The 26,421-nt window shown below is 63.0% G+C and carries 27 protein-coding genes; 16 read left to right on the top strand and 11 right to left on the bottom strand.

Annotated features, from left to right (window positions below; genetic code table 11):
* Nucleotides 1-18 precede the first annotated feature (18 nt).
* From ACFPN2_RS37710 to pssA, 4 genes are all read right to left on the bottom strand, one after another.
* Nucleotides 19-753: a hypothetical protein gene (locus ACFPN2_RS37710; protein WP_380606387.1), complete on the bottom strand. Its 735-nt coding sequence runs from the start codon at nucleotides 751-753 to the stop codon at nucleotides 19-21.
* 74 nt (nucleotides 754-827) lie between these two features.
* Nucleotides 828-1,313, bottom strand: a complete 486-nt coding sequence (rimI, locus tag ACFPN2_RS37715) for a ribosomal protein S18-alanine N-acetyltransferase (protein ID WP_380606388.1) — start codon at nucleotides 1,311-1,313, stop codon at nucleotides 828-830.
* Nucleotides 1,310-2,092, bottom strand: coding sequence for a uracil-DNA glycosylase (locus ACFPN2_RS37720; protein WP_380606390.1), 783 nt, complete (start codon nucleotides 2,090-2,092; stop codon nucleotides 1,310-1,312). The genes rimI and ACFPN2_RS37720 overlap by 4 nt, the downstream gene beginning before the upstream one ends.
* A gap of 72 nt (nucleotides 2,093-2,164) precedes the next feature.
* On the bottom strand, nucleotides 2,165-2,956 hold the full coding sequence (pssA, locus tag ACFPN2_RS37725) for a CDP-diacylglycerol--serine O-phosphatidyltransferase (protein WP_380606392.1): 792 nt from the start codon (nucleotides 2,954-2,956) through the stop codon (nucleotides 2,165-2,167).
* A 148-nt stretch (nucleotides 2,957-3,104) separates the two neighbouring features.
* Here pssA and ACFPN2_RS37730 point away from each other — a divergent pair, with 148 nt between their 5' ends.
* A complete protein-coding gene (locus ACFPN2_RS37730) occupies nucleotides 3,105-3,671 on the top strand; it encodes a transglycosylase SLT domain-containing protein (protein WP_380606394.1) in 567 nt (188 codons plus the stop codon).
* A gap of 5 nt (nucleotides 3,672-3,676) precedes the next feature.
* On the opposite strand, the gene ACFPN2_RS37735 is transcribed toward ACFPN2_RS37730, so the two are convergent.
* Together ACFPN2_RS37735 and ACFPN2_RS37740 are read right to left on the bottom strand one after the other, a co-directional pair.
* Nucleotides 3,677-3,964, bottom strand: coding sequence for an acylphosphatase (locus ACFPN2_RS37735; protein WP_380606396.1), 288 nt, complete (start codon nucleotides 3,962-3,964; stop codon nucleotides 3,677-3,679).
* A 28-nt stretch (nucleotides 3,965-3,992) separates the two neighbouring features.
* Complete coding sequence (locus tag ACFPN2_RS37740; protein ID WP_380606398.1) at nucleotides 3,993-4,214, bottom strand: hypothetical protein; 222 nt, start codon at nucleotides 4,212-4,214, stop codon at nucleotides 3,993-3,995.
* A 233-nt stretch (nucleotides 4,215-4,447) separates the two neighbouring features.
* On the opposite strand from ACFPN2_RS37740, the gene wrbA reads away from it, so the two are divergent.
* Together wrbA and ACFPN2_RS37750 are read left to right on the top strand one after the other, a co-directional pair.
* A complete protein-coding gene (wrbA, locus tag ACFPN2_RS37745) occupies nucleotides 4,448-5,044 on the top strand; it encodes an NAD(P)H:quinone oxidoreductase (protein WP_380606400.1) in 597 nt (198 codons plus the stop codon).
* 10 nt (nucleotides 5,045-5,054) lie between these two features.
* Entirely contained in the window at nucleotides 5,055-5,408 is a 354-nt protein-coding gene (locus ACFPN2_RS37750; protein ID WP_380606402.1) for a DUF2069 domain-containing protein, read from the top strand.
* On the opposite strand, the gene hda is transcribed toward ACFPN2_RS37750, so the two are convergent.
* The 3 genes from hda to ACFPN2_RS37765 are packed head-to-tail and all read right to left on the bottom strand — an operon-like array spanning nucleotide 5,405 to nucleotide 7,679.
* Nucleotides 5,405-6,124 carry a DnaA regulatory inactivator Hda gene (gene hda / locus ACFPN2_RS37755; protein ID WP_380606404.1) on the bottom strand — a complete coding sequence of 240 codons (720 nt, stop codon included), beginning with the start codon at nucleotides 6,122-6,124 and terminating at the stop codon, nucleotides 5,405-5,407. The two genes, ACFPN2_RS37750 and hda, sit on opposite strands and share 4 nt — an antisense overlap.
* Nucleotides 6,121-6,684 (bottom strand): CDP-alcohol phosphatidyltransferase family protein, encoded by a 564-nt coding sequence (locus ACFPN2_RS37760; protein ID WP_380606406.1) that lies wholly within the window; start codon nucleotides 6,682-6,684, stop codon nucleotides 6,121-6,123. The genes hda and ACFPN2_RS37760 overlap by 4 nt, the downstream gene beginning before the upstream one ends.
* Before the next feature lie 29 nt (nucleotides 6,685-6,713).
* The gene (locus ACFPN2_RS37765; RefSeq protein WP_380606408.1) at nucleotides 6,714-7,679 is read right to left on the bottom strand and encodes a DUF2066 domain-containing protein; all 966 of its coding nucleotides are present in this window, start codon (nucleotides 7,677-7,679) and stop codon (nucleotides 6,714-6,716) included.
* A gap of 107 nt (nucleotides 7,680-7,786) precedes the next feature.
* On the opposite strand from ACFPN2_RS37765, the gene purM reads away from it, so the two are divergent.
* The 6 genes from purM to ACFPN2_RS37795 all read left to right on the top strand — a co-directional run bounded on the left by purM (nucleotide 7,787) and on the right by ACFPN2_RS37795 (nucleotide 14,740).
* On the top strand, nucleotides 7,787-8,821 hold the full coding sequence (gene purM / locus ACFPN2_RS37770; protein WP_380606410.1) for a phosphoribosylformylglycinamidine cyclo-ligase: 1,035 nt from the start codon (nucleotides 7,787-7,789) through the stop codon (nucleotides 8,819-8,821).
* Nucleotides 8,821-9,498 (top strand): phosphoribosylglycinamide formyltransferase, encoded by a 678-nt coding sequence (gene purN, locus ACFPN2_RS37775; protein WP_380606412.1) that lies wholly within the window; start codon nucleotides 8,821-8,823, stop codon nucleotides 9,496-9,498. The genes purM and purN overlap by 1 nt, the downstream gene beginning before the upstream one ends.
* Nucleotides 9,499-9,509: 11 nt before the next feature.
* Nucleotides 9,510-10,235, top strand: coding sequence for a DUF3108 domain-containing protein (locus ACFPN2_RS37780; RefSeq protein WP_380606414.1), 726 nt, complete (start codon nucleotides 9,510-9,512; stop codon nucleotides 10,233-10,235).
* Between the two features lie 109 nt (nucleotides 10,236-10,344).
* Nucleotides 10,345-12,348, top strand: coding sequence for a hypothetical protein (locus ACFPN2_RS37785; protein WP_380606416.1), 2,004 nt, complete (start codon nucleotides 10,345-10,347; stop codon nucleotides 12,346-12,348).
* A 98-nt stretch (nucleotides 12,349-12,446) separates the two neighbouring features.
* A complete protein-coding gene (locus tag ACFPN2_RS37790) occupies nucleotides 12,447-13,811 on the top strand; it encodes a P1 family peptidase (RefSeq protein ID WP_380606418.1) in 1,365 nt (454 codons plus the stop codon).
* A 68-nt stretch (nucleotides 13,812-13,879) separates the two neighbouring features.
* A complete protein-coding gene (locus ACFPN2_RS37795) occupies nucleotides 13,880-14,740 on the top strand; it encodes an MCP four helix bundle domain-containing protein (protein ID WP_380606420.1) in 861 nt (286 codons plus the stop codon).
* Nucleotides 14,741-14,758: 18 nt separating this feature from the next.
* Here the strand turns inward: ACFPN2_RS37795 and dcd are convergent, their stop codons facing one another.
* Nucleotides 14,759-15,322, bottom strand: coding sequence for a dCTP deaminase (gene dcd / locus ACFPN2_RS37800; RefSeq protein WP_380606422.1), 564 nt, complete (start codon nucleotides 15,320-15,322; stop codon nucleotides 14,759-14,761).
* Nucleotides 15,323-15,336: 14 nt separating this feature from the next.
* Entirely contained in the window at nucleotides 15,337-16,440 is a 1,104-nt protein-coding gene (gene apbC / locus ACFPN2_RS37805; protein WP_380606424.1) for an iron-sulfur cluster carrier protein ApbC, read from the bottom strand.
* Nucleotides 16,441-16,659: 219 nt separating this feature from the next.
* On the opposite strand from apbC, the gene ACFPN2_RS37810 reads away from it, so the two are divergent.
* From ACFPN2_RS37810 to rsxC, 7 genes are all read left to right on the top strand, one after another.
* The gene (locus ACFPN2_RS37810; protein WP_380606426.1) at nucleotides 16,660-19,101 is read left to right on the top strand and encodes a HEAT repeat domain-containing protein; all 2,442 of its coding nucleotides are present in this window, start codon (nucleotides 16,660-16,662) and stop codon (nucleotides 19,099-19,101) included.
* 145 nt (nucleotides 19,102-19,246) lie between these two features.
* A complete protein-coding gene (locus tag ACFPN2_RS37815; RefSeq protein WP_380606428.1) occupies nucleotides 19,247-20,341 on the top strand; it encodes a type IV pilus twitching motility protein PilT in 1,095 nt (364 codons plus the stop codon).
* Between the two features lie 3 nt (nucleotides 20,342-20,344).
* Nucleotides 20,345-21,454: a type IV pilus twitching motility protein PilT gene (locus ACFPN2_RS37820; protein WP_380606430.1), complete on the top strand. Its 1,110-nt coding sequence runs from the start codon at nucleotides 20,345-20,347 to the stop codon at nucleotides 21,452-21,454.
* A 301-nt stretch (nucleotides 21,455-21,755) separates the two neighbouring features.
* On the top strand, nucleotides 21,756-23,864 hold the full coding sequence (metG, locus tag ACFPN2_RS37825; RefSeq protein WP_380606432.1) for a methionine--tRNA ligase: 2,109 nt from the start codon (nucleotides 21,756-21,758) through the stop codon (nucleotides 23,862-23,864).
* A gap of 24 nt (nucleotides 23,865-23,888) precedes the next feature.
* Nucleotides 23,889-24,467: an electron transport complex protein RnfA gene (locus tag ACFPN2_RS37830; protein WP_380606434.1), complete on the top strand. Its 579-nt coding sequence runs from the start codon at nucleotides 23,889-23,891 to the stop codon at nucleotides 24,465-24,467.
* Nucleotides 24,464-24,961 carry an RnfABCDGE type electron transport complex subunit B gene (locus ACFPN2_RS37835; protein WP_380606435.1) on the top strand — a complete coding sequence of 166 codons (498 nt, stop codon included), beginning with the start codon at nucleotides 24,464-24,466 and terminating at the stop codon, nucleotides 24,959-24,961. Before ACFPN2_RS37830 ends, ACFPN2_RS37835 begins: the two co-directional genes overlap by 4 nt.
* Nucleotides 24,958-26,412 (top strand): electron transport complex subunit RsxC, encoded by a 1,455-nt coding sequence (rsxC, locus tag ACFPN2_RS37840; RefSeq protein ID WP_380606437.1) that lies wholly within the window; start codon nucleotides 24,958-24,960, stop codon nucleotides 26,410-26,412. Before ACFPN2_RS37835 ends, rsxC begins: the two co-directional genes overlap by 4 nt.
* Nucleotides 26,413-26,421: the final 9 nt, after the last annotated feature.

Genomic DNA, 26,421 nt, shown 5'->3' on the forward strand with positions numbered 1-26,421 from the left:
GAACCACCCGAAGTGGAATCAGACGCGGCGGAGCAAGCGTTGGCTGGCAAAGTCGCGAATGATAGCCCACAAGTCCACGGGCGCACGCCCTTCGTGGATCAGGACGTTGAAGACGTAGGCGGCGGTGATGCTGACCACGATCATTTCGCCGCCGTCCTCGAGGATCAGCAGGAACTGGGCGAGCAGCGGCGCCTTGAAGTAACTGATGACATGGATGACATCCACGCCTACTCCGAGTCCGGCGAGCAGAAGAATCAAGATCGAAATGTCGCGCGTGACGATCCGAGCGTCCGGCCCGCCCCGCCAGTAGCCGATCCCGATCAGCAGCAGGGTCACGCCGCCGATGGCCGCCGCGAACAGCAATTCGCCGATGTCGTCGGGACGCAGCCCGAAAGCCACCGGCAACGTGTACTGCGCCGCCAGCCATTTGCCGAAGTGCTCGTGAATCTGGAACGCGTCGTCCATCAGCAGGAAAGTGAACACCACGCCGACGCCGATATAGGTGATCTCGCGAGTGCGCCGGAACAGGCCGACCATGCACAGCGCCACCCAGAATTGTTTGACGTATTGATAGGCCTCGGGAATGCCGTTGTCAGCCTCCAGCGAGAAGGGCCGGCCCCGCAGCAGCGAGGTCTCGACATAGATCACGTGCAGCACGATGAACGCGAGGTCCGCCGCGACCAGCATGATCAGCAGGATGCGGGCCGTGGCGAGCAGCGCCGGTTGTTTTTCTGGGGTCGCGATTGCGTGCATCGAGCCGACGATACACAGCCCCCACCCCCAAAGGCAGGGCTTGGGTCACAGCGAACGGGGAACTACTTAACGTTTCAGGGGTTGGCGAGCACGCGCTTGTAGACCAGCGCGTCTTCGCGGCCGCCGGCGGCCTGGTAATAGGCCTTGCGGATGCCCACTTTGACGAACCCCAGCGACTCGTAGAGCTTGATGGCGACCGGGTTGGACGGCCGCACTTCCAGGAACACGTCCTGCATCTCGGCTTCCTTGGCCCGGCTCAGCAGGAAATCCATCAAGCGCCGGCCGACGCCGACGCCGCGCAGGTCGTTGCGAATACAAATGTTCAGAATGTGAGCTTCGCCGGCGCCATACGACATGATGCCGTAGCCCGCGACCTGGCCCTCGAACTCGACCACGCGACACAGATAGCCGACGCGCACGCAGTCGCGAAAGACCCCTTCGCTCCAGGGAAACAGGTAGGCGGCCCGTTCGACCGTGACCACCGCGGGAACATCGACGAGCGTCATCGGCCGGAAGCGCACCGCTTGATAAAGCGCGCTACGGTCGAGCTCGGCGCTCACGTCGTTGCCCCACTTTGCAACGTCTCGAAGGTACGCATGGCCAATAACAGATCGGCCCATGATTTGCGCTTCTCCACCGGGCTGCGTAACAGATAGGCCGGATGGTAGGTCACCACCATCGGGCGATTGGTTGCGATTCTATGCACCGTGCCGCGCAGCTTGCCAATCGGTGTGTCGACCTCGAGCAGGGTCTGCGCGGCGATGCGCCCCACGCACAGGATCAGCGCCGGGTTCACCAGCTCGATCTGCCGATACAGATAAGGAATGCAGGCACGCACTTCTTCGGGCTTGGGATCGCGATTATTGGGGGGACGCGATTTTAAAATGTTCGCGATGAACACCTGTTCCCTCGCCAGCCCGATCGCCTTCAACATCGAGTTGAGCAACTGACCGGCGCGCCCCACGAACGGCTCGCCCTGCCGGTCCTCGTCCGCGCCGGGCGCTTCACCGACGATCATCCAGCGGGCAGTGCGGTCACCCACGCCGAAGACACCATTGGTGCGCGTGGCGTGCAATGGGCACTTCGTGCAGGAACGGACCGCGGTTGCAAGCTCTTCCCAGCCCAGCTTCGAGACTCCGCTGTCCTCGTCGGGCAGCTGGATTTTCGGCGCGATGGCCGGCGGCGGCGACTGAACCGTCCGGGCCTGCACGGTCGCGACCGGAGCGACAGGCGCGGCCACCGTTTCGACCGGCGCAACCTTCGGGCGTGCGCTACCGTCTCGACGTTCCCAGACGTCGATGTCGAGTGCCTTCAGATAGGCCAGGCGGCGGGAATCCATTGCGAAACGGTGCGCTGTAGATGGTTTGGGGGAAGCTTACCGGCACCCGCCCCACTAGACCATCGGCAATCGCTAGGTGCCCTCAGCGACCCGCTTCTTGCGCGTCAGCTTGCGCCACACCCAGTACAGCGGCGCGGAGGCGGCATACAGCCCGAACAGGGTGAACAACGAGACCGGCGCCAGCGAGATGACGACGTAAATCAACGGGATCAGCGCCGCGTACACCCAAGGGATGCGGCCGCGCATGTTCAGCTCTTTGCCGCTCCAGTACGAGAACTTGCTGACCATCAACGCGCCGATACAGATCGTGATGGCGAACGCCAGTGCCAAAGCCACCACGCCCGTGACGGGGAATTCGCTGACCAGCCAGATGAAGCTTGCGACCGTGGCCGCGGCGGACGGGCTCGGCAGACCTTCGAAGTAGCGCTTGTCGGCGGCGGCGCGAGTATTGAAGCGGGCCAGGCGTAACGCCGCGGCGACCGCGTAGAAGAAGCAAGCAAGCCAGCCGAACCGGCCCCAGAACTTGCCGTAGTCGTAGATTCGCTCGATGCCCCATTGATAGACGACGATGGCCGGTGCCAGGCCGAAGGCCACCATGTCGCAGATACTGTCGTACTCTTTGCCGAAGTCGCTCTGCGTGTTGGTCCAGCGGGCCACGCGACCGTCCAGGCCGTCGGCCACCATGGCCACGAAAATGGCGATGCCGGCATTGGAGAAATTGCCGTCGATGGCGGCAACGATGGCGTAGAAGCCGCCGAACAGCGTGCCGGTGGTGAACAGGTTCGGCAGCCAATACACGCCGCGGCCCGGCCGCCGGGTCTGTTCCGGCTGCTCAACGTCGCTGCTGTGATATTCGGCGCTCATGGGTTCCCAAGATGAATGTGTCGCCGCACGCCAGGTTCCGCTTTCCTTACCAAACAATAGGATGGCGGATGTGACGGGCTCGATCTATCGCTGTTTGCGCGCATGATATTGTGGGGCCCGCAACGCGCACAACATACACGGTCAAAGAGTGACTGCCCTCCGCAGCCTGCTTCTTACACTGCTGACCCTGCTTGCCCTGCCCGCCTGGGCCGACCGGCAGCAGGATCCTGCGCTCGGCAGATTCCTGCAAAAGACCCTGCCCACCAGCCCCTGCTTCGAGGACGAGTTCGAGAAGAAGGTCTGGCTCGCGGCCATGGAGCCGAAGCTGCTCAAGGTGGTCAAGGACGAGAAGGAACGCGCCGAGATCCTGCATCACGTGTTCTGCGAGGCCCGGCGCCTGCAATTGCCGCCCGGGCTCGTCATGTCCGTGATCGATGTGGAAAGCCGTTTCGATCGCTGGGCGGTGTCCTCGGCCGGCGCGGTCGGCCTGATGCAGGTGATGCCGTTCTGGCCCAATCAACTGGGCATGACCAATGCGGAGCTGGTCCGCACGCCCCAGAACGTGCGTATGGGCTGCACCATCCTGAAGTTCTATCTGGAACGGGAAAAGGGCGACTACACCAAGGCGCTGGCTCGATATAACGGTAGCGTCGGGCGTCGCAACTACGCCGACCTGGTGCTGGTCCGGCTGGCGAATCGCTGGCAGTACCGCTAAAGCCTTCAGCGTTGGCCGAAGCCGACCGGCAGCTCGCCCAGGGCCTCGAGCGCCAGTTCCTGAACTTCCACCAACTTCACTTCCGCCGCGGGCGGCCCGCGCCATAGCCAGTCCAGCAATCCTTGAACCGCTGGCGGCTCGCCGACTGCCAGCACTTCCACCCGCCCGTCGGGCAGGTTGCGCGCATAGCCGGTACAGCCCAGCGCGGTGGCTTTCTGACGGGTCGAAGCACGATAGAACACGCCCTGAACCCGACCGGACACAAAGCAGCGACGTGCGATGAGAGTGGCCATCGCGGGATGATAAACCTGAAATCCTGGATCAGCTGGCGCCGTTGCGGTCGTCGACAGTGCGAGTGGAGCTGAGCGCTTCGGCGGCCTTGCCTCGGGCGGCAATGGCATCGCGGCGGGCTTGTTTGTATGCGCGTTTCTGCAGGTTGTCTTCGGCGCGATTCAATAACGACTCGGCCTCGATCAGGGACGCCGGTGTGGCGGGGCCGGTGGCGTCGCGTGCGGCCTTGATGGCCTGACGGGCATTGCTCATTTCCTGCACCGGAGCACCCGCGCACGCGGCCAAGCCCATGCAGAGCACGAGTAACGTCAAACTACGGCGGGATGACTGACTTACCATGGCGAATTTTTCAATTGACCGTAGCAATCGCGCCCTACACCGTCAAGAAGCGTCTGAATACAATGCACGCGCCTCGGCTGTGAGCCTCGCGTTGCATTCCACCCACATGACGCGTGGCGCCCTGGCTTTTCGGAGTATCCGCGCGCATGGCTGAAATTCTGGTTTTGTTTTATTCACGCAAAGGCATGACCGCCGAGCTGGCCCGGCAAGTGTGCCGGGGCATCGAGTCTGTGCCCGGCGCGAAGGCTAAATTGCGCACGGTTCCGCAAGTCAGCGCGGTGATCGAGCAACTGGAGCCGGCGGTGCCGAGCGAAGGTCCTCCGTTCGCCACGCACGACGACCTGCGCGAATGTGACGGTTTGGTGTTGGGCAGCCCGACCCGCTTCGGCAACATGGCCGCACCGCTGAAATACTTTCTCGACGGTACGAGCGCGTTGTGGGCCAGCGGCGGCCTCGCCAACAAGCCCGCCGCGGTATTCACTTCCACACAGACCATGCATGGCGGTCAGGAGACAACGCTCGTCAGCATGATGCTGCCGTTGATCCATCACGGCATGTATATCGTCGGTCTGCCTTACACGGAACCGGCACTGACTCACACTCGCTCCGGCGGCTCGCCATACGGTGCCAGTCATGTCGCCGGGCTCAGCGCCGGCAAACTCAGCGACGACGAACGTTTGCTGGCGTCACTGCTCGGCAAGCGCGTCGCCGAGCTCGCGGTCCGTCTGTCCCCTGAGCGTTGAGCACATCGTCTTGAGCAACGAAGCCATGCTCGCGCGAGCCCGCTTTGCGGTCGTCTCCACCATCGCCCTCCTGATCGCGGCCCTGGTGACCTGGCGCGTACGAACGGGGTTTTCCGTTGGCGACGCCGTACTCATCGTTGTACTGACATTGCCTTTGTTGATCGCGCTCCCGCGCCTGCTGCAAGGTCATCGGCGCACCTATGCGTGGATGACGTTGGCGGTCACGCCTTTTCTGGTCGTGGCGATCACCGAAGCTGTGGCCAATCCCGCCGGACGCATCTGGGCTGCGCTGTGCTTGATGGTCGCTTTTCTGTTGTTTGTTTTGTTGATCGCGTATCTGCGCTTCACGCGCGGACAAACTTAGGAATCGACGCGCCGGTCGAGCACTTCTTTCACAAAGGGCACGGTCAGGCGACGTTGTGCCACCAGCGACGCCGCATCGAGCTCGTCGAGTACGGCATAAAGATGAGTCATGTCGCGAGGCAGTCGTCGCAACATGAACTGCGCGGTGTCGTCGGGTAATTCCAAACCGCGCAGCTGCGCCCGCAATTGCAACGCTGCGATCTGCTCGGCCTCTTCCAAAGGTTGCAACGTCAGCACCAACCCGCCGTTCAGCCGCGATCCTAAGTCGCGCAACTTGAATGGCAACGAAGCGGGGGGCACCGTGCCCGCGACAAGCAACTTGCCGCCGCGCTCGTCCAGCTCGACATGCAAACGAAACAAAGCGCGCTCCCATTGCTCTCGCCCGGCCAGCACCTGCGCGTCGTCGAGACAAACAATGGAGAGCTCACCGAATCCCGCCAGCAATTCCTCGCCGAGGTTGATCACTTCAGGCAGGGGCAGATAAGCGGCCGTACGCCCGTCGCGACTCGCGCGAGCACACACCGCCTGCAATAGATGTGTTTTGCCAGTGCCGGTCGCGCCATGAATCCACGTGCAGGTGGGAGCGCGAGGTCGCTCGCCGCCCTGCAAAGCCAGCAGCGCGTCGACGACCGGTCGATTGCGACCGGCGAAGTAACTTTCGAACACCGAGCTGTCCGGCAGTCGGATGCCCAGCGATAACTGCGGCGACTGAATCATCCTGCGAGCCCGCGTTGCTGACGACTGGCGTCGATCGCTTTACGCGACCACGTGACGACATAGTCGAGACCGCTCACCACGGTGGTCACAAACACCAGCGCGCCCAGAATCATTAAGGCGATGTCGGGCTGCCAGTCGCCCGCCTTCGCCGCCACTGCCAGCAGCAGATACACGATCTGGCACAGCGTGTTTATTTTGCTGATGACCGTCGGATTACCGTGGGGATAGCCGTAGAGCGCGTTGTAGCTGATCGCGCCCGCCGTGATTGTGAGATCGCGGATCACGGCGGTTGCGGCCAGCCACACAGGCACGATGCCGAGCACCGCCAGAATGATGAACACGCTGACCAGCAGGATCTTGTCGGCGAGCGGATCGAGCACCTTGCCCAGCTCCGACATCCAGCCGCAGCGCTTGGCGAGAAAGCCGTCGAGCCCGTCGGTGAACCCGGCGAGCGCGAACACCCACAGCGTGAGCTGATATTCGCCCGCGTTCAGCAGCCAGGCGATGGGCACGACCAGCAGCATGCGCAAGATGCACAGTGCATTGGGAATGTGCCGCATGGACGCGCGCCTGTTGTTTCAGGAAAGGCTCAGGGGCGATATCGGAACGAGAGACGCTCGCCCGTGGGAGCCGCGCCTTCGTCCTGCGATACCAGCCGACTGTCGAGCGCGATGGCCCGGCGCAATGTGGCCGCGTCCCCGCGCACGGCGAGCTTGAAACGCATGGTGTCGCCGGCCACTTGTTCCAACGCGACCGCGCGCACCAAGGTCATGCCTTCCAGATAATTCAGCGTGCTGGCGTACGCGTCGAGATCGCCGATACCGGACACCTCGACCACCACATTCCCGAGCGACGAGCCCGACGCGGCGAACACACGAGCAAACGTGTCGGCCGCCAGATGAACGCCCTCGTCCATGCCGCCGCTGGCTTGTGACGAGCCCTCGCTCGACACCACCGTCCAGCGCACACCGCCGCCTTGCGAGCGACCGAGCAGCGCCGCGTTGGCGCCGTAGCGTTCCGCTTCCTGAAGCGCGTTCGCCTCATCGATGCCCTGCGGAGCGACGGCCGGCCACTTCAGCGGCAGGCCGCGATCGCGCGCGACTTTTTCCAGCAGGTCCTTTTGCGTATTCGGCTGGTCGCCGCTGATCCAGTAGCTGTAGCCGCTGGGATCGATGACATTCAACAGCACCAGGATGGCAGGACGCTCCCGGCCCCAGATCGGCAGGCCCGCATCCTGCAGCATCTTGTCGACCGACACGCTGTCAAAGCCCACCTGCAGAACATTGTTCTCGGTGAAGCCGAAGCGTTGGACATATTTACGCGGATCGTTCAGCACGGAGCCCAGCTTCGCCGGGGCGTCCCGCTGGCCGCTGACCCGCACCACCACTGTCTTCAGCGCCTCCACGAAGGCCGCCTCCCGCGCGTTGTTCAGCACCGGCTGGTCGGTTTCGTACAGATTGCCGATCGTCACCGCGCCCACGGGCATTGCGGACGCAAGCAGCGCCCATGCCATGCACAATGACAGCCAGCGGATCAACGCCTTGGTCCTACTCATCTCTCGCAGCCTCATCCCTCAAAAAAAGCCCAACTGAACGGCGAGTCCCATCGCCTAGCGCCGACGTGTAAAATAACACACCCCCCATCGACCGATTCCTCCGGACCATGCAACCCTCCGAGCCGATCACCTACAAAGACGCTGGCGTCGACATCGAAGCCGGCGACGAACTCGTCGAGCGCATCAAGCCGGCGGTCAAACGCTCGATGCGCCCCGAGGTGCTGGGCGGCCTGGGCGGTTTCGGCGCACTGTTCGAGATCCCGCTGGACCGCTACAAGAAGCCGGTGCTGGTGTCGGGCACCGACGGCGTCGGCACCAAGCTGCGCCTGGCCATCGAGACCGGCCGTCACGCCACCATCGGCATCGATCTGGTCGCGATGTGCGCCAACGACGTCGTCGTCGGCGGCGCCGAGCCGCTGTTCTTCCTGGATTACTACGCCACCGGCAAGCTCAGCGTCGAAGTCGCCGAGACCGTGATCAAAGGCATCGTCGAGGGCTGCATTCAGGCGGGCGCCGCGCTGATTGGCGGAGAGACGGCAGAAATGCCGGGCATGTATGCCGAAGGCGATTACGACCTCGCTGGTTTCTGCGTCGGCATCGTCGAGAAGGACGGCATCATCGACGGCCGCAATACCCGCCCCGGCGATGTGATCATCGGCCTGCCCTCCTCGGGCCCGCACTCCAACGGCTATTCGCTGATCCGCAAGCTGATCAAGACCGCGAAGGCCACGCCGACGACCAAGATCGACGGGGGCCTGTTGTATGACGCACTGCTCGCGCCGACTCGCATCTACGTAAAGCCGCTGCTCGAACTGGCGAAGACCGTGCCGGTGCGCAGCTTCGCGCACATCACCGGCGGCGGTCTCACTGAAAACATTCCTCGCGTGATTCCGAACGGCCTGGAAGTGATGCTGAGCGCGCAAACCTGGCAGCAGCCCGCGGTATTCGACTGGTTGCAAAAGGCCGGCAGCATTCCCGCCGCCGAAATGTATCGCACGTTCAACTGCGGTATCGGCATGACGGTGTGCGTGGCTGCCGAGCATGCGGACAAGGCGATGCGCTCGCTCACCGAACATGGCGAGAAGCCGGTCGTGATCGGCGAAGTGCGTCGTGGCGACGCTGGCGTGGTCATTCGCAGCTGATGACCGCCGTCGTCGGCAGCCCGCCGCAGCAAAAATTACCCATCGTCATTTTGATCTCCGGTCGCGGCAGTAACATGCTCGCGATCGCGGAGCGCGCGGCGAACGGCGAGCTTCCTGTCGAAGTTCGCGCTGTCATCAGCGACAAGGCCGACGCGGCCGGCCTTGCCGCCGCCGCCGCAATGAATATTCCCACTCGTTCGCTGTCGGCTCGTGAGTTCCCTGATCGGCCGACTTATGACGTCGCGCTGGCTGCGCTAGTACAAAGCTTCGAGCCCGAGCTGGTGGTGCTGGCCGGCTTCATGCGCATTCTCAGCCCCGGCTTCATCGCGACCTTCGCCGATCGCATCCTCAACATTCATCCTTCGCTGCTGCCTCTATATCGCGGCTTGCACACCCATCGACGGGCACTCGAGGCGGGCGATGTCCTGCACGGCTGCAGCGTGCACTTCGTCACCGAGGAACTTGACGGGGGGCCGCTCGTTATTCAATCGCAGGTGAAAGTCCTGCCTGGCGACAGCGAAAGCACCCTTTCAGCGCGAGTTCAGCAGCAGGAACACAGGATCTATTCGCAGGCCATCGACTGGTTTGCCCGCGGCCGGCTCAAGCTCCGCGAGCAGCGCGCCTGGCTCGATGACCGACCGTTGGAAGCTCCGGTAATTCAATCCGCGAGCGCTTGACGAGGTATTGAATGCGGCGACTGGCTCAGTTGACCCCGTTTCTGATCGCGACACTGCTGCTCGCAACTGCGGCGAGGTCCGAGGCCATCGTTCCCAAACCCTTCACTGCCGTCTATGAAGTCAGTTATCGGGGCATGCGCGCCGGCCTGCTGACGCTCAAGCTGTCGCGGGACGGTGCGACCGGCCGTTATACGTACGAGACCACCGCCGATCCTTCCATGCTCGCCCGCTTCTTCATCAGCAGCGCGGCATTGGAAAAAACAATCATGGAGATCGGTCCCGACGGCGTGCGCCCGCTCGAATGGAGTTTCGAGGACGGCAAGTCCAGCACCGAGAAGGACGGTCATCTAAAGTTCGATTGGGACCGCAACGTGGCGACCGGTGTGGTCGAAGGCAAGCAGATCGAACTGCCGCTCGAGCCCGGCCTGCAGGACCGGCTGTCCATTACCGTCGACGTGGTCACCTCGCTGCTCCGAGGCGAGGAGCCCGGCACCATTCCTTTGATCGACAACAACAAGATCAAGCGCTACGACTACGCCAAGAAAGAAACATCGTCGATGGACACCAAGCTCGGCAAGGTCGATACCGTTCTTTACGAGAGCACGCGCCAGAACTCGGATCGTCAATCCCGTTTCTGGATGGTCCCCAAGATGGAATATCTTGCCGTCCGCGCCGAGCAGGTCCGCAAAGGCAAGGTCGAGACGGTGATGGTGTTGCAGTCCTTCGAACAGCGCTGATCCGCAGCGGCCCGGTGCAAGCTTTTCACGCCCGCGTCACCTTGCGTTCATGAATTGTTCCTAGCGTCGATCGCGCGGTCATGAAGACCGCTTTCAAGGATCGACGTCGATGCGCAAGTCTCATAAGTTGATGCAGCAATGCGCTGCTGTTCTTGCCGGAAGTTTGTTGTTGTCAGCGCCGGCACTCACTCAGGCCGAGCCCATCTTCGATTGGCTCTATCGCCACTACAATCACCCGGAGCCGGCCGTTCCCGGTGTCACCCCGATGCTCAACGTCGCGTATCCACGCAACAACAGTGGCGTGTGGAACGACGCAGGCTGGCTCGACCCTTTGCAGACCGCCCACAACAATGGCGATCCCGTCGCCATCCTGGTGCGCAACTTCACCTCGCCGCTCGACGGCAAAGCCCCCGGCACGGACCTCTGGGAAGATCGCGACACGCTGGCCACGCTGTTGGACTGGATGGACGTGCGCGGCATCGAGCTCGACTACGTGGTGGTGAACTTCGAGTTCCACGGCAGCACCAATCCTGACAAGGAACAGAACCGTCAGGAGAACATGCTCCAGAACAACGCCAATCTGCGCGCCGTCATCCAACTGATCCGCAATCATCCCAGCGCGAACATCAAGAACGCCAAAATCATCGGCTTCAATTACAACGGCGGCACGCAACTGCTGACCCAGGCCACGCCCGCCTACGTCGATCGGACGCCGGTCGATACGTTCTATAACACCGAACTCTCCAACGGAGTGCGCGCGTTGAACGTCGCCATGCCGGAGGCTTATCCGAACGCGTACTTCGCGCAGCACTACCGCTATCACATCTGGAATGGCTGGGGCCTCAACTCGACGCCCACGCTGCGCGGCGCGTTCTTCTGGGCGCCGCTGGAGTCCCTTTCCAATGCCGCCCGCAATCTGTATCCCGGCGATACGTTGATGCCGGTGTTCTCGGCGTTCATTCCGAACAACGACTACGTGATCGCGGAGGAAGACAAGCCGACCATCTCCGAATATCGAGCCATCGTGCAGCACGCACGCTTACGCGGCGCGCACACTTATGGACTGTTCCGCTCGACGTTGGGCGAGCTGAACGTCGCGCAGTTCAAGGGCCATTGGGACGACTTGAACTGGTTCTTCGCGCGCCCGGGCACCAATACCGTGCTGAATACCAACACCAACAAGACCACCGGGCTCGAGTGGTCCGGCATTCGCCGTGGCGGTCGCACTCTGGTGCTGGCGAGCAATGTCAGCGGCGCGACGGCGTCGGTGCCGCTCACGCCGGCCGTGGGTCAACCCGTGCCCGATGGACTGCCGGCGCAGTCGCCCCCGCTGCCCAACAACACGCACTTACTGTCGCAGTACCTGGTCACGCCCTCGCTCGATGAAACATTCGACAGCTACACGCCGAACGTGACGATGAATAACTTCGGCTACGGCAGCAACAGCACCGAGTGGGAAGTGCGACCGGGCCCGACTGGCAACACTTCGCTGTCGTTGACGCGCACTGCCAACGGCGCGAGCTACAAGACCACCTGGTTCAAGAAGGCCGCGGCCGCGTTCGACGCCACGGATCGGGTCGTTTACTCGGCGAAGATGTTCAGCGGCGAGCGCTCCGCGGGCACCGTGGCCGGTTCCGGCTTCGGGCTGTGTCGCGTCGACCCGGCCTTGGAGAACAATCCGGGCAATGTGCCCAACGCCGACCGCCAGGGCGTGTTCATCGAGTTCACCGGCGGCGCCAACACCTTGCGCGTGCACCTCAACATGTCCGCCGGACAGATCAAGTTTGTTTCCAACGACGCGAACCTGATCGCCGCCAACACCTGGTATGAAGTGCGGCTCGAGGTCAACAGTCAGGCGAATGGCGGTCTGGGCACCGTCTATCTGCGCAATCTGAGCGCGGGCGGCGCGCCGGTCGCGGTTCATTTCGACGACCTCGCGCAGGCGGGCGTCCAGGATGTCACCGAGATTCCGCTGTTCTTCGCCGATCCCGCCATCAAGCCGACGCAGTTCAACGGCTGGGAAGTGTACGGTCACAACCAGACTGTGTACTTCGACGACCTGAAGGCGGAGCTGGCGCCGACGATTCAGCAGTTCTCCGGGCCGACGCCGTAACCGGCGGTGTCGCGCCGGCACCGGTGGTGACCTCAATGTCATCTCCCGCGCCGGCGTGACATGGTTGAATGCAGGCCTCTGTTGGAGGCCTGCATTCCATGAAAAAAGAAGTTCTGTTCGCACTGCTGGCTGTGACCTCTTCCTATTCGAGCCTTGCGGCCGCCGAGCAGAACCTGACGCCGGTCATCAACGCCGCCGGCAAGACGCTCGAGTTCGACTGGCCAACCATTCGCGTCGGCACCGGTGAGTACGATGAAGGCCCGACCGGCGTCACCGTGTTTCATTTTCAGAAGCGCTCGCTGGTTGCGATCGACGCGCGCGGCGGCGGGCCGGGCACGGTGAACTCCGACTATCTGCGACTCGGCTATGAAGTGCCGAAGCTCGACGCGATCGTGCTCTCCGGCGGCTCGTGGTACGGGCTGGAATCGACCACCGCGGTTTCCACCGCATTGAAAGACGACGGCTTGCGCGATGCGCGCTGGGGTAACGTGGCGTTGGCGGTGGGCTCGATCATTTATGACTTCGGCGAGCGACGCCTCAACGAAGTTTATCCCGACAAGAAACTCGCCCAAGCCGCCTTCCGCGCCGCGCGCCCCGGCGTGTTTCCGCTCGGCGCGTACGGTGCGGGACGCATGGCGAAGAGCGGCGGCTACTTCAATTGCAACGCTCACTCCGGCCAGGGCGGCGCGTTCAAACAAATCGGTGAATTGAAGATCGCGGCGTTCACGGTGGTGAATGCGATGGGCGTGATCACAAAACGCGACGGCTCGATCGCTGCGTGCTTCCGCGAGGCCTCGTGGCCCAAGAACCTTTCCGCCTTCGATCTCGCCGACGGCACGCCCGACAGCCGCAAGCCCGGCTGGACCGGCCATGCGCTCGATGAGGATCAGCGAGCCAACACCACGATCAGTCTGCTGGTGGTGAATCAAAAGATGAGCTACGCGGAATTGAACCGCCTCGCCGTGCAAGTCCACACGTCCATGGCCCGCGGCATTCAGCCGTTCGCCACCGAATTCGACGGCGATGTTTTATATGCCGTGTCGACCGGCGAGCTGGAAAAGAAGGAAGGCTCGACCGTCACCCCGGTGGACATCGGCGTCATCGCCGCCGATGTGATGTGGGATGCCATCCTCGCCTCCGTCCCCGAGCAACCCGCCGCGCCCAAGGCCAACCCGCGCTTGAAACTTTCGGCCCGCGAGCTGGAACGTTACGTCGGCGAGTACACCTTCAGCGAATTCGCCAGACTCCGCATCACCACACGCGACAACAAACTCTTCGCCCAAGCCACCGGCCCTCGCGACGTCTTCGCCCTCAAACGCACCGCCGCCATCGAGCTGCAACCCGTCGCCAGGAACGAATTCACCGTCCCCAGTCGCTATCCTTTGTTAGTTAAATTCCCCGCCCCGGGCCAAGTCATCCTGAATCCCGGCCGCTGGCAACAATCCGGCCACCGCGCGCCCTAGCCACCCACGGCGGAACTTGTTCGATTGCGGCCCATTGGGCAGGCAGATTCGTTCGCGGAGATGACGCCATGGCCACCATAGTTCACGAACATCTCGATGTCGTTCCGGTCTCGGGGTTCAAGATTTCCTGGGGCGGGATCTGGGCAGGGGTGCTCACCGTCATGGGCACCTTGTTATTCCTTACGGCGCTGGGCCTCGCGATCGGCGTTTCGGCGGTCAATCCAGGACAGACCCAGGCCGGCACGCTCGGTACGGGCGCTGCGGTGTGGAGCGGCCTGTCGCTGTTGATCGCGCTGTTTGTAGGCGGAATGGCAGCGACGCGGCTGGGGATGGTGTTCGACCGCGCCGCCGGCGCGTTCGAAGGCGCGCTGGTGTGGGTGCTGAGTTTTCTGGTCGTGCTGTGGCTGGCAAGCAGCGGCGTGCAGCTGGTCGCGAGCGGAATATCCAGCTTGTTTGGCGGCATCGGCCAGACAATCGGCGCGACCGTAACCGGCATGCAGGACTTGTCTGCCGGCGATGTACAGCAAATCCGTCAGCGGCTCGATGACCCGCGCACCGCGAGCACCTTAGCCGCCGCGACCGGCATGCCCGAGCAGGAAGTGCGTGCCCGCCTCGCTGAGGTGTCGCGACAAGTGGAAGCCGCCAGGGACAATCCGGAAGCCGCGGCCGCCGCCGTGCGCCAAGGCACGGCTCAGATGATGGAGCGCGCACGCGCGCAACTACCGGCGATGGCGGACCGGGCGCAGAAAGGAGCAACCAAGGCCGCGTGGATCACCTTCGCTGCCATGCTGATTTCTCTGATCGCAGCAGTCGCCGGCGCGATGGTCGGCCGCGGTCGAGTGGTGCAAACCCTGGCTCACTCGAATGTTCCTTCCGAGATCGCCGGTGCCGACCCCGCCCGCGGCACCCCGAATGATTGGAGGCAATGACCGAGCGGTGGGCGTGGCTCAGGCCCGAGGCAACGTCACGCCCTGCTGGCCCTGATATTTGCCGCCGCGATCCTTGTACGAGGTCTCGCAGACTTCGTCGGATTCGAGGAACAGCATCTGCGCCACGCCTTCGTTGGCGTAGATCTTCGCGGGCAGTGTGGTGGTGTTGGAGAACTCGAGAGTCACGTGACCTTCCCACTCGGGCTCAAGCGGGGTGACGTTCACGATGATGCCGCAGCGGGCATAGGTGGACTTGCCCAGGCAGATCGTCAGCACGTTGCGCGGAATGCGGAAGTACTCGACGGTGCGGGCCAGCGCGAAGGAGTTCGGCGGGATGATACAAACATCCGACGTCACATCGACGAAGCTCTTCGAGTCGAAGTCCTTCGGATCGACGATGGTCGAATTGATGTTGGTGAAGATCTTGAACTCGTTCGCGCAGCGCACGTCGTAGCCGTAGCTCGAAGTGCCGTAAGAAATGATCTTGCCGCCGTTCGCGGTCCGGACCTGCCCGCCTTCGAACGGCTCGATCATGCCCTGCGCGGCCATACGACGAATCCAGCGATCAGACTTGATGCTCATGTTTGATTAATAGCTCAGGTATCTTCGGTCGAAATGTTGGGGAACGCCGCCGCGGGTTGCAACCCGGCGACCACCAGGCGCGCGGCCGTGCGACGCGCGAGATCGATGTAAGCACGACCTATCTTGCTCTCTGGCTCCGCAACCACGGTCGGCTTACCGCCATCGGCCTGCTCTCGAATTCGAATATCGAGCGGCAGCTCGGCCAGCAGCTCGACGCCATATTGTTCGGCCATGCGACGGCCGCCGCCGGCGCCGAAGATATGTTCCTCGAAGCCGCAGTTCGAGCACACATGCGTGCTCATGTTCTCAACCACGCCCAGCACCGGCACCGCGACCTTCTGAAACATTCGCAGCCCCTTGCGGGCATCCAGCAGCGCAATGTCCTGCGGCGTGGTCACGATCACCGCGCCGCTGACCGGCACGCGCTGGGACAACGTGAGTTGGGTATCGCCGGTGCCCGGCGGCATGTCGACGACCAGATAGTCCAGCTCGCCCCACCGGGTGGTTTCGAGCAGCTGAACCAGCGCCTGCGTGACCATGGGCCCGCGCCAGACCATCGGCTGCTCGACGTCCACCAGGAACCCGATGGACATCACCTTGAGGCCGTAAGCCTCGGGCGCGATCATGGTTTTCTGATCCGGGCTGGTGGGCTTTTCGTCGGCCAGCCCCATCATCTGCGGCTGGCTCGGCCCGTAGATGTCGGCGTCGAGCAAGCCGACCGCTGCACCATCATGGGCCAGCCCGAGCGCCAGGTTCGCCGCGGTCGTGGACTTGCCCACGCCGCCCTTGCCGGACGCCACCACGATAATATTTCGGATACCCTGGATGGGTTTCAGGTTGTTCTGCACGCTGTGCGAAGCAATGCGCGAACTCACATTGACCTTGATCTGTTTCAGCCAGCTCAGCGACCGCGCCCGCCGCTCCAGCTCCGCGGCCAGCTCGAACGCATAACGGCCGGCCGGAAAGCCTAACTCCACGCCCACGACCGCGTCGCCATTGGCGACCTGAACGGTCTTGAGGCTGCCGGCGCGCTCCAGCGTCAGACCGAGATAGGGGTCCTGGTACGCGCCCAGTAGCTGGCGCAGCTCGGATTCGTGCACAGTGGTGTTGGAGCTCATCGAAATAGCCGTTCAGGGCAAGGCGGCGGGTCGCGGATTGTAGCGGATTGCCCCCGGGCCTGGGCCGGACCGTGAGGCTTTCGACCGATGGTGGAATGAGGCTTTTGGAGGGGAAATGCCCGACCTGAACTTGCTGCACGTCAGCCGTGGCATAATGCGCGGCAATATGCAGTGCGCACGGCAGCTGCGCCTACTAAGAAACGGATACCGGACTTCTAGATGAGTTTTTTTTCCGATCTCAGAGCCGAGCGCCTGATCGTCGAGATCCGCGGGATTGGGGACCCGCTGCATCCCGACTCGCAAAAAGCGCTACAGAAGCTCGTCAAGATCGGGCCGGGCGCCATTCCCAAGATTCTGGACGCGCTGGCGGTCGCCGATCGCAAGGAAACGGCGGTTTATGTCGACATCCTGACCCAGCTGATCGACAACAAGAGCTTTCCCATCCTGGTGCAGGGCCTGGCCGACGGCAGTCCGCGCACCATCCAGGCCATTGGCCAGGCGCTGGCCGCCAGCCGCGACTACAGCGCCAGCCAACTGATCGAGCTGCTCGGCCGGGACGACATGCCCAAGCCGACCATCCTCGAGGTGATCGCCAGCCAGAAAGGCCGCTTCACCGTCCGCGACCTGCTGCAACATGCTTACAGCCAGGAATCCAATGAGAAGGCGGCGTTGTTCAAGCTGGTCGGAGAGCTGGCCGACGAATCGGCGCTGCCCGAGCTGATCAGCCGCGTCGAGGGCAAGGACTCGGCCGCCCGCATCCACATCATCAACATCCTGGCCCGCTTCAACCGGCCGGAAGTGTCGCAGGCCATTCAGACTCAGCTGCGCGATCCGAATAAGATGATTCGGCAAGCGGCGCTGAACGCGCTGTCCAAGATGGACGGCCCGCTCAACATCGGACCGATCTGTCAGCTGCTGCGCGACCCGGACCTGGAAGTCGCCAACCGCGCCATCGACGTGGTGGTGCGCGCCAAAGATCCGGACACGATGAAATATCTCATCGAGGTGCTCAAGGACGAGAACGAGTACGCCCGCCGCGCCGGCGTGGAAGTGCTGAACCATCTGGGCACCGCCAACGACATCAAACATTTGCTCCAGGTCATCAAGGACGACGACTGGTGGGTGCGCACCCGCGCCGCCGACGCGCTCGGCAAGATCGGCGGCCCGCGCGTCGTCGACGCGGTCATCGAGTTGATTCGCGATGAAGATGAAGACGTGCGCCGCGCCGCCATCGAGATCCTGAATCAGACCAAGGATGAGCGCGCCATCAACTTCCTGATCGAGGCCACCAAGGACAAGGACTGGTGGGTCAGCGAGCGCGCCGTCGATGCGCTGGCGGAAATCGGCAGCAAGAAAGCCGTACCGGCGTTGATGGATCTGCTGAAAACAGACAACACCCGTTCGCTGCCGACCGTCGCCCGCGCTCTCGGCAAGCTGGGCGACACGCGAGTGATCGAGTCGCTGGTGCATTTGCTGGATCGGCCTGAAAAAGAGATCAAGGTCGAGGCCATCAACGCCCTCGCCCGGCTCGCGGATGACAAGCGCGCCGATGCCGTGCGCAGTTACATCCAGGCCGCGGGCTCCAACGCCGCCGATCCGACGATCGAGCACGCGGCAATCCGTGCGATCGAAGATATCGATCTGCGTTACTCCAGCACGGCCGTGGCCGCAGCCATCAAGGCGGGCCGCACCGGTGCCGAGCCGGCCCGACCGCCTGGCCGGACCATGGGCGCGGAACCGGCGCGCACGCTGCTCATCGAGCGCGGCGACGTCGATCAGGTGATCAAGAAAGCCGAGGAATCGGCCGCGGCCACCGCCAAGCTCGACATCAGCACGCTCAAGCCCGGCGACATCATGGAAGGTCGCTACAAGTTCATCGAGAAGATCGGCAAGGGCGCGTTCGGCACCGTGCTGCTGATGGAAGACACGGTGGTCGAGGAGCGGCTGATTCTGAAGTTCCTGAACCCGAACGTGGCGCAGGACGAAGAGATGATGAAACGGTTCGTGCACGAGCTGCGCTACTCGCGCAAGATCACGCACAAGAACGTCATCCGCATCTATGACTTCCTGTACATGCGCGGCAACTACGCCATTTCCATGGAGTACTTCCCGTCGCATACGCTGGGCAGCGAAATCGTCAACGAGAAGCCGCTGGCGCTGCCGCGCGCGATTCAGTACGGCATCGACATTTGCACCGGCATGACCGTCGCCCACCACGCCGGCATCGTGCATCGTGACTTGAAGCCCGCAAATATCCTGATCAACAACGAAGGGCTGCTCAAGATCGTGGACTTCGGCGTGGCCGCCGCGCAGAAGGAAGGCGACACGCAGCTCACCAAGACCGGCTATGTGATCGGCTCGCCGAAGTACATGGCGCCCGAGCAGATCCTCGGCAAGAAGGTCGACGACCGCGCCGATATCTACAGCGTCGGCGTGATCCTGTACGAGATGATCACCGGCGTGCCGCCTTACAGCCGCGGCGACCACATGTCGGTCATGTACCAGCACGTGCAGGGCAAGGCGAAGTCGGCCATCGAGGTCAACCCGCAGCTGCCCCGCCCGCTTTCCGAGCTGGTCAGCAAGGCCATGGCGGTGGACAAGACCAAGCGCTTCCAGAGCATGGACGAGCTGCGCCTGGCGCTGGAACAAGCGCTCGCCTGAGCAATTCCCTGATCGCGCGCCAGGTTTTTGACGGCGCGTTCCCGACCATTGATCGCCCACCGCGGCCCGTTGGTCAGAATCTCAGTGGCGGCGACCCGCCTTTACACGGTAGGCTCCCGCCCGCCACGGACCTCAAGTTCTTTGCATGGCCCGAATAGACGCCTTTCTCAAGCTCGGCACCGATCAAGGGTGCTCGGACATTCATTTCGCGGTCGGCCTGCCGCCCATGTTGCGAATGCATGGCGACCTGTTGCCGATCAAATTCCGCGACCTGAGCCAGGCCGAGCTGGAAGGCTACATCGTCGAAATCATGAGTCGCGCCCATCAGGAGCAACTGCGCCGGGGGCACGACGTGGACTTCTCGTACGTCTCGGGCAACGGCGGCCGTTTCCGCGTCAACGTGTTCCGCAAGGAAACCGGGGTGGGCGCGACGTTCCGAGCCATTCCGTCCGACGTGCCGACCATTGATCGGCTGGCGCTGCCGCCCATCGTCAAGAAGCTGTGCGACAACCACCAGGGCATGATCCTGGTCACCGGCTCCACCGGCACGGGCAAGTCGACCACGCTCGCGGCCATGATCGATTACCTGAACTCGACCCGCCGGCTGAACATCATCAGCCTGGAAGATCCGATCGAGTTCGTGCACAAGAGCAAACAAAGTCAGGTCATCCAGCGCGAGCTGAACACGCACCTGCCGTCGTTCTCCGAAGGCGTGCGCGCGGCCATGCGTGAAGATCCCGACGTGATCCTGGTCGGCGAGTTGCGCGATGCCGAGACGATCCGCTGGGCCATGACCGCCGCTGAAACCGGCCACCTGGTGCTCGGCACGCTGCATACGACCGGCGCGGTGAAGACCATCGACCGCGTCGTCGACGCCTTGCCCGCCGACGAGCGCGAACAGACCAAGGCGTTCCTTGCGAACAGCCTGATCGCCGTCGTCACGCAGGTGCTGGTGAAAACCGCCGATCAACGCGGCCGCAAGGCGATCTGCGAAATCATGGTCGTCACGCGCGCGATCGGTAAGTTGATCCAGACCGATCAGACCCACCAGATTCCCTCGCAGCTGCAGATGGGCAAAGACTTGGGCATGCAGATGCTCGATCAGTCGCTGCTCGCCAATGTGCAGGCTAAGGAAATCGATCCCGACGACGCCTATGTGTACGCGAACGACAAGAAACTGTTCGCGCGCTTCGTCACCGACACCAGCGTATTGCCCAAGCTCGACCTGGCCCCGGGCTGATTTATGAGCACTGAACCCAGCCAAGTCGCCGCCACGCAGAGCACGTATGTGCCGCGTAAGATCGATGAGTTTCTCAAGGAAGTGCTGAGCAAGAACGGCTCGGACCTGCACTTCATCGCTGGCGACCCGCCGCGCATTCGTTTGTATGGCGAACTGCACAACCTGCGGCCCGAGCCGCTGACGCCGCAGTTCGTGGAAGAAACATTGCGCGAGATCATGCCGCGCGCCGCGCAGATGCGCCTGGAAGAGAAACATGGCGCCGACTTCGCCTACATCATTCCCGGCGTCTCGCGCTTTCGCGTCAACGTCATGCGGCATTTGTATGGCTTGGGCTGCGTGTGCCGGGCCATTCCGTCCAAGGCGTTGACGCTGGATCAGCTCAACGTGCCGGACGCGATCCGCAATCTGTGCAAAGTGAACAACGGCCTGATCCTGGTGACCGGCAAGACCGGCTCGGGCAAGTCGACCACGCTGGCCGCGATGATCGACGACATGAACGCGCGCTGGAAAGGTCACATCCTGACCATCGAAGACCCGATCGAATTCGTGCATCAACGCAAGAACTGCCTGGTGAGCCAGCGCGAGATCGGCACGCACAGCCCGTCGTTCTCCGAAGCGCTGCACTCGGCGTTGCGTGAAGATCCCGACGTGATTCTGGTCGGCGAGTTGCGCGACTACGAAACGATGAGCATCGCGGTGACCGCCGCCGAGATGGGCATTCTGGTGATGGGCACCCTGCACACCAACGGCGCCGCGCCGACGGTCGACCGCATCGTGAATGCGTTCCCCGCGGATAAGCAGTCGCACGTACGAGCGATGCTCTCAACGTCGCTCCGAGGCGTGATCTCTCAGCAGCTGATTCCCCGGGCCGGCAAGCCCGGCCGCGTCGCCGCCCACGAAATCCTGGTGAACACCCCGGCCGTGGCCAACCTGATCCGCCAGGGCAAGCTCGACCAGCTCGAAAACGCCATGCAAAGCGGCGCCGCCCACGGCATGCGACTGATGGACACCGCCATCCAGGATCTGCTCGACAAAGCCATCATCAGCGGCAAGCACGCCTACCAGAAGGCCATCAACAAGGCGAAGTTCGAGCAATTCAAGGACGTGGGCTGACGCCGCCCCGGCGGCCCCTCCCAGCCACGGTCTATTTCTCCGCTTTCCTGCGCGGCGCCTCCGGCGCCCGCGCATTCCGGACCAGCCGCACCTTCAAACAACGCTCCTTTCACCAACCAAAGCTGTTTCCGCACCCGGCAGCACCATCAAGCGGCCCTGCTATTCCCCACGCGAGGCTTGTTTCCGGGCCAGGGCGGCACCATTCAAAAATCACGGTGTTACCGCGTAGCGAAGGCGACGCGTCGCCTGCCGCCTTCCGTGGCATAATTTCCGTCCTTTGCCGCCGCCTGACCGCGCCTAAATGACTGCCGCACCTCGTAATTATTTCGTCACGACCGCCCTGCCGTACGCCAATGGACCGTTCCACATCGGTCACATCATGGAGTACATCCAGGCCGATATCTGGGTGCGGTTCCAGCGCTTGCAGGGGCACAAGGTCCACTGGATGGGCGCGGACGACGCGCACGGCGCTCCCATCATGCTCAAGGCCGAAGCCGAAGGCATCACGCCGGAGGAGCTGGTCGGGCGCATCGCCGCTGGCCGCCCGCGCTCGCTGAACGGCTTCCTGCTGAGCTTCGACAACTGGCACTCGACCCACTCACAAGAGAACACCGAGCTGTCCCAGGAGATCTACCGCGCGCTGAAAGCGAACGATCTGATCTATCACAAGCCGGTCGAGCAGTTCTTCGATCCGGTGAAGAACATGTTCCTGGCCGATCGTTACATCAAAGGCGAGTGCCCGAACTGCCACGCCAAGGATCAGTACGGCGACGCCTGCGAAAACTGCAGCTCCGTGTACGCGCCGACCGACCTGATCAATCCCTACTCGACGCTGTCCGGCGCCACGCCGGTGCGCAAGTCGTCGGATCATTTCTTTTTCAAGCTGTCCGACCCGCGCTGCGTCGAGTTCCTCAAGGATTGGACCCAGCGCTTGCAACCCTCGGTCGCAAACAAGGCGAGCGAATGGCTGAGCGGCAAGGGCGAACAGGAGCTCGGCGACTGGGACATCTCGCGTGACGCGCCCTACTTCGGCATTCCGATTCCCGATGCGCCGGGCAAATATTTCTATGTGTGGCTGGACGCGCCGGTCGGCTATCTCGCGTCATTGAAGAACTACTTCACGACGGGCAAGGCGAAGGTCAACGGCGAGTCGCGCACCTTCGAGGAATTCATTACCGCGGATGACGTCCGGCAGATTCATTTCATCGGCAAGGACATCATCTATTTCCATACGTTGTTCTGGCCGGCGATGCTGAAGTTCGCGGGCCGCAAGATTCCGGACAACGTCTACGTGCACGGCTTCATCCAGATCGGCGGCGCGAAGATGTCGAAGTCGCGCGGCACGGGCTTGAGCCCGGTGCGCTATCTGGACCTCGGCATGAATCCTGAGTGGCTGCGTTATTACCTCGCCGCCAAGCTCAACGCGTACGTCGAAGATATCGAGTTCAATCCCGAAGACTTCGTCGCGCGTGTGAACTCGGACCTGGTCGGCAAGTACGTGAATATTGCCAGCCGCTGCGCCGGATTCATCACCAAACGATTTGGCGGCAAGCTCAGCGCGCTCGATCCGGCGGCTCAACAATTGCAGCAGGACTTCGTCAGCGACAGCGACTGCTGGAATCGCATCGGCGAGCTGTATGAAGGCCGCGAGTTCGGCAAGGCGATGCGCGAGATCGGCACGCTGCTCGACCGCGTGAATCAATACATCGACTCGGCCAAGCCGTGGGAACTGGCGAAGGTGCCGGGCGAAGAACAGCGCCTGCATCAGGTCTGTTCGACCAGCCTGAACTTCTTCTGGTATCTCACCGTGCTGCTCGCGCCAGTGCTGCCGGAGACGGCGCGCAAGGTGCAAGGCTTCCTGCGCCTCACCGACGAGCAGATGCGCTGGGGTCAGCATCAGTGGCTGCCCGCGGGTCATGAGATCGGTCAGTACGAACATTTGCTCCAGCGCGTCGATGAGAAACAGCTGGCGGCGCTGTTCGACACGGGCGAGCCGGAAGTGAAGCCGGCCGGGAAAGCCACGACAGTCGCGTCCAAGACGCCCGCCAAGGCTGAAACAAAAGCCGCGGCCGATGAGCCCGTAGGTGAAATCGCCATCGAGGATTTCGCCAAGATCGACCTGCGCATCGCCAAGGTCCTGGCGGCCGAAGGCGTCGAGGGCTCGGACAAGTTGCTGAAGCTCACGCTCGACGTGGGCGACAGTCAGCGCACCGTGTTCTCAGGCATTCGCTCGGCGTACGCGCCCGAGCAACTGGTCGGTCGCTTCACGCTGGTCCTGGTGAACCTGAAGCCGCGCAAGATGCGCTTTGGCACGTCCGAGGGAATGGTGCTGGCCGCGGGCCCGGGCGGCAAAGATATCTTCCTGCTCGCGCCCGACAGCGGCGCGACCGCAGGCATGAAGGTGAAATAGCAACGCGGCGGCTTCGCTGAAACCATGTCAGCGCTCTTGCTCATCCTGCTCAGCGCCGTCCTGGTCAACGTGATGGCGCTGACGCGCATGCCCTCGTGGCGGCCCTTCGAGGCCGTCACGGGCACCTTCAAGGGCGCGCAGGGATTGGCGATCGCGTCGTTGCTCGCCGTGCCGTCCGTCGCCACAATCACCTGGGCCTTGTCGAATTGGCTGCTGGACCCGAGCGGGCTCGGCTACTTGCGAACGTTTGTATTCGTCGTTGTCGCCGTGGCGGTCGTGCCCTTGGTTGAATTCGCGCTACGACGCGACGGCCGCCTGCAACCACAACGTCCCGGCTTCACGCTACTCGTGACCACCAACTCCGCCGTGCTCGGCATCGCCCTGATGGTGGACGCACGGATGCAGAACATCGTCGATGCCGTGTCATTCTCCATCGCGATGGCGGCAGCCCTGGGCTTTTTGATGCTGGCGTTCGCAGCCATGCACGAACGATTGCAACATGCCGAGGTGCCGAGTGTGTTTCGGGACGCGCCGCTCGCACTGGTCAGTGTCGGCATCATGGCGCTGGCGTTCATGGGGTTCACCGGGCTGATTCAGGAATGATCACCGCGCTCATCACAGTCATCGTTCTCGCCGCGCTGGCGGGCGTGGCGACTGTTGTCACGCGTGGCGCGCCCAAAGAAATCTCCTTGGTCGATCGCATCGATGCTCTGCTGCCGCAGACTCAATGTCGTCGCTGCACGTTCGAAGGTTGCCGCCCGTACGCCGAAGCGATTGCGCAGGGCGCAGCCGATATCAATCAATGCCCGCCCGGCGGCGAGCGCACAGCGAAAGCGTTGGCGAGTCTGATGGGCGTATCGCCCAAGCCAGTCGGCAAGGAATTCGGCGTGGTGCCCGACTATCCCGCGGTCGCCTTCATCGAAGAAGACGCCTGCATCGGCTGCACCAAGTGCATTCAAGCCTGCCCCGTCGATGCCATCGTCGGCGCGTCTCGTTATATGCACACAGTGATCGCCGCGGACTGCACGGGATGTGAGCTGTGCATCCCGCCCTGCCCGGTCGATTGCATCGTGATGCAGCCGGCGCCCGCGCGATGACCACGAAGGAACGACTCACCGGCGGTCTGCGCATCGAAGCGCACAAACAGCGCTCCACTAAAGCACCGATTCGCGCGGCGAGCCTGACCGATCGCTATGTGATTCCGCTCGATCAACACTCGGGCTTGCCGGCCCTGCCGTTGGTGAAAGCTGGCGACCGCGTTCGAATGTTTCAACCGATCGCACAGCCCGCGCCTGGCATCAGTGCGTGGTTACATTCGCCTGTGTCTGGCGAAGTCATTGCCATCGAGCCTCGACCGGCGCCGCATCGGCTTGGCGCGCCGACGCTCAGCATCATGATCGCCAACGACGGCCGCGACGAGCGATTCGACAATGCCGCCGCCATTGTTTCGTTCGAACAGATATCGCCGACCGAAGCCTGCGAGCACATCGCACGCGGCGGCATCGTCGGCCTCGGCGGCGCCGCGTTTCCTACCGCGAACAAGCTCGAGAGCTCGTTGTGCGAGAACGGCCCGCAGCTCTTGCTCAATGGCGCCGAGTGCGAGCCGTACATCAGCTGCGACGAAATGCTGATGCGCGAGCGTGCCGACGACATCGTGTTCGGCGCACGAGCGTTGCTCCACGCCCTTTGCGCACCGAACTGCACGATCGCGATCGAAGACGATGTTCCAGAAGCGCAGGCCGCATTACGCCAGGCCATCGAGAAAGCCGCCGATGCCCGGATTCGAATCAAAGTGGTACCTGCCATTTATCCCGCCGGTGGCGAACGACAACTGATCGCCACCGTGTTCGGCGTTGAAGTCCCTCACGATGGCTTCCCCGCGGACATCGGCATCGTCTGTCAAAACGTCGGCACGGCCGCCGCCATCGCTCGATGGATTCGCGATGGGCAACCGTTGGTGAGTCGCATCGTGACCGTCACGGGTGACGGCGTGAGCGAGGCCGGCAACTGGGAAACGCGCATCGGCACACCCTTCTCCAGTCTCATCGCCAACAGCGGCGGTTACACCGAGCGCATGTCGCGGTTGATCATGGGGGGCTCGATGATGGGCACCTCGCTGCCTCACGACGATCTACCGGTCGTGAAAGCAACCAATTGCATCATCGCAGCCTCCGCGCTCGACTTGCAGCCGCGTGGCGCCGAGATGCCCTGCATTCGCTGTGGCAACTGCTCGCAAGTGTGCCCCGCTTTCCTGCTCCCTCAGCAGCTGCACTGGTACCTGCAACCGTTCGACAGCGATCAGCTCACCCGTCACGGCCTGCTCGATTGCATCGAATGCGGCTGCTGCGATTACGTGTGCCCGAGCCAGATCCCGCTCGCCGAACGCTTCCGCGAAGCCAAGCCCCTGCTCGCTCGCGAGCTCGACGCTCACCTCACCGCCGACGCCGCCCGCGCCCGCTTCCACGCCCGCAACGAACGCCTCGCGCGCCTCGAAGCCGAACATCGTGCGAAACTGGCGGAAAAGCGGGGCAAGAGAGGGGGCGTGTAGCGGTCCTTA

Source organism: Steroidobacter flavus, from assembly GCF_042651805.1.
In the GTDB taxonomy this organism is placed as follows: domain Bacteria; phylum Pseudomonadota; class Gammaproteobacteria; order Steroidobacterales; family Steroidobacteraceae; genus Steroidobacter; species Steroidobacter flavus.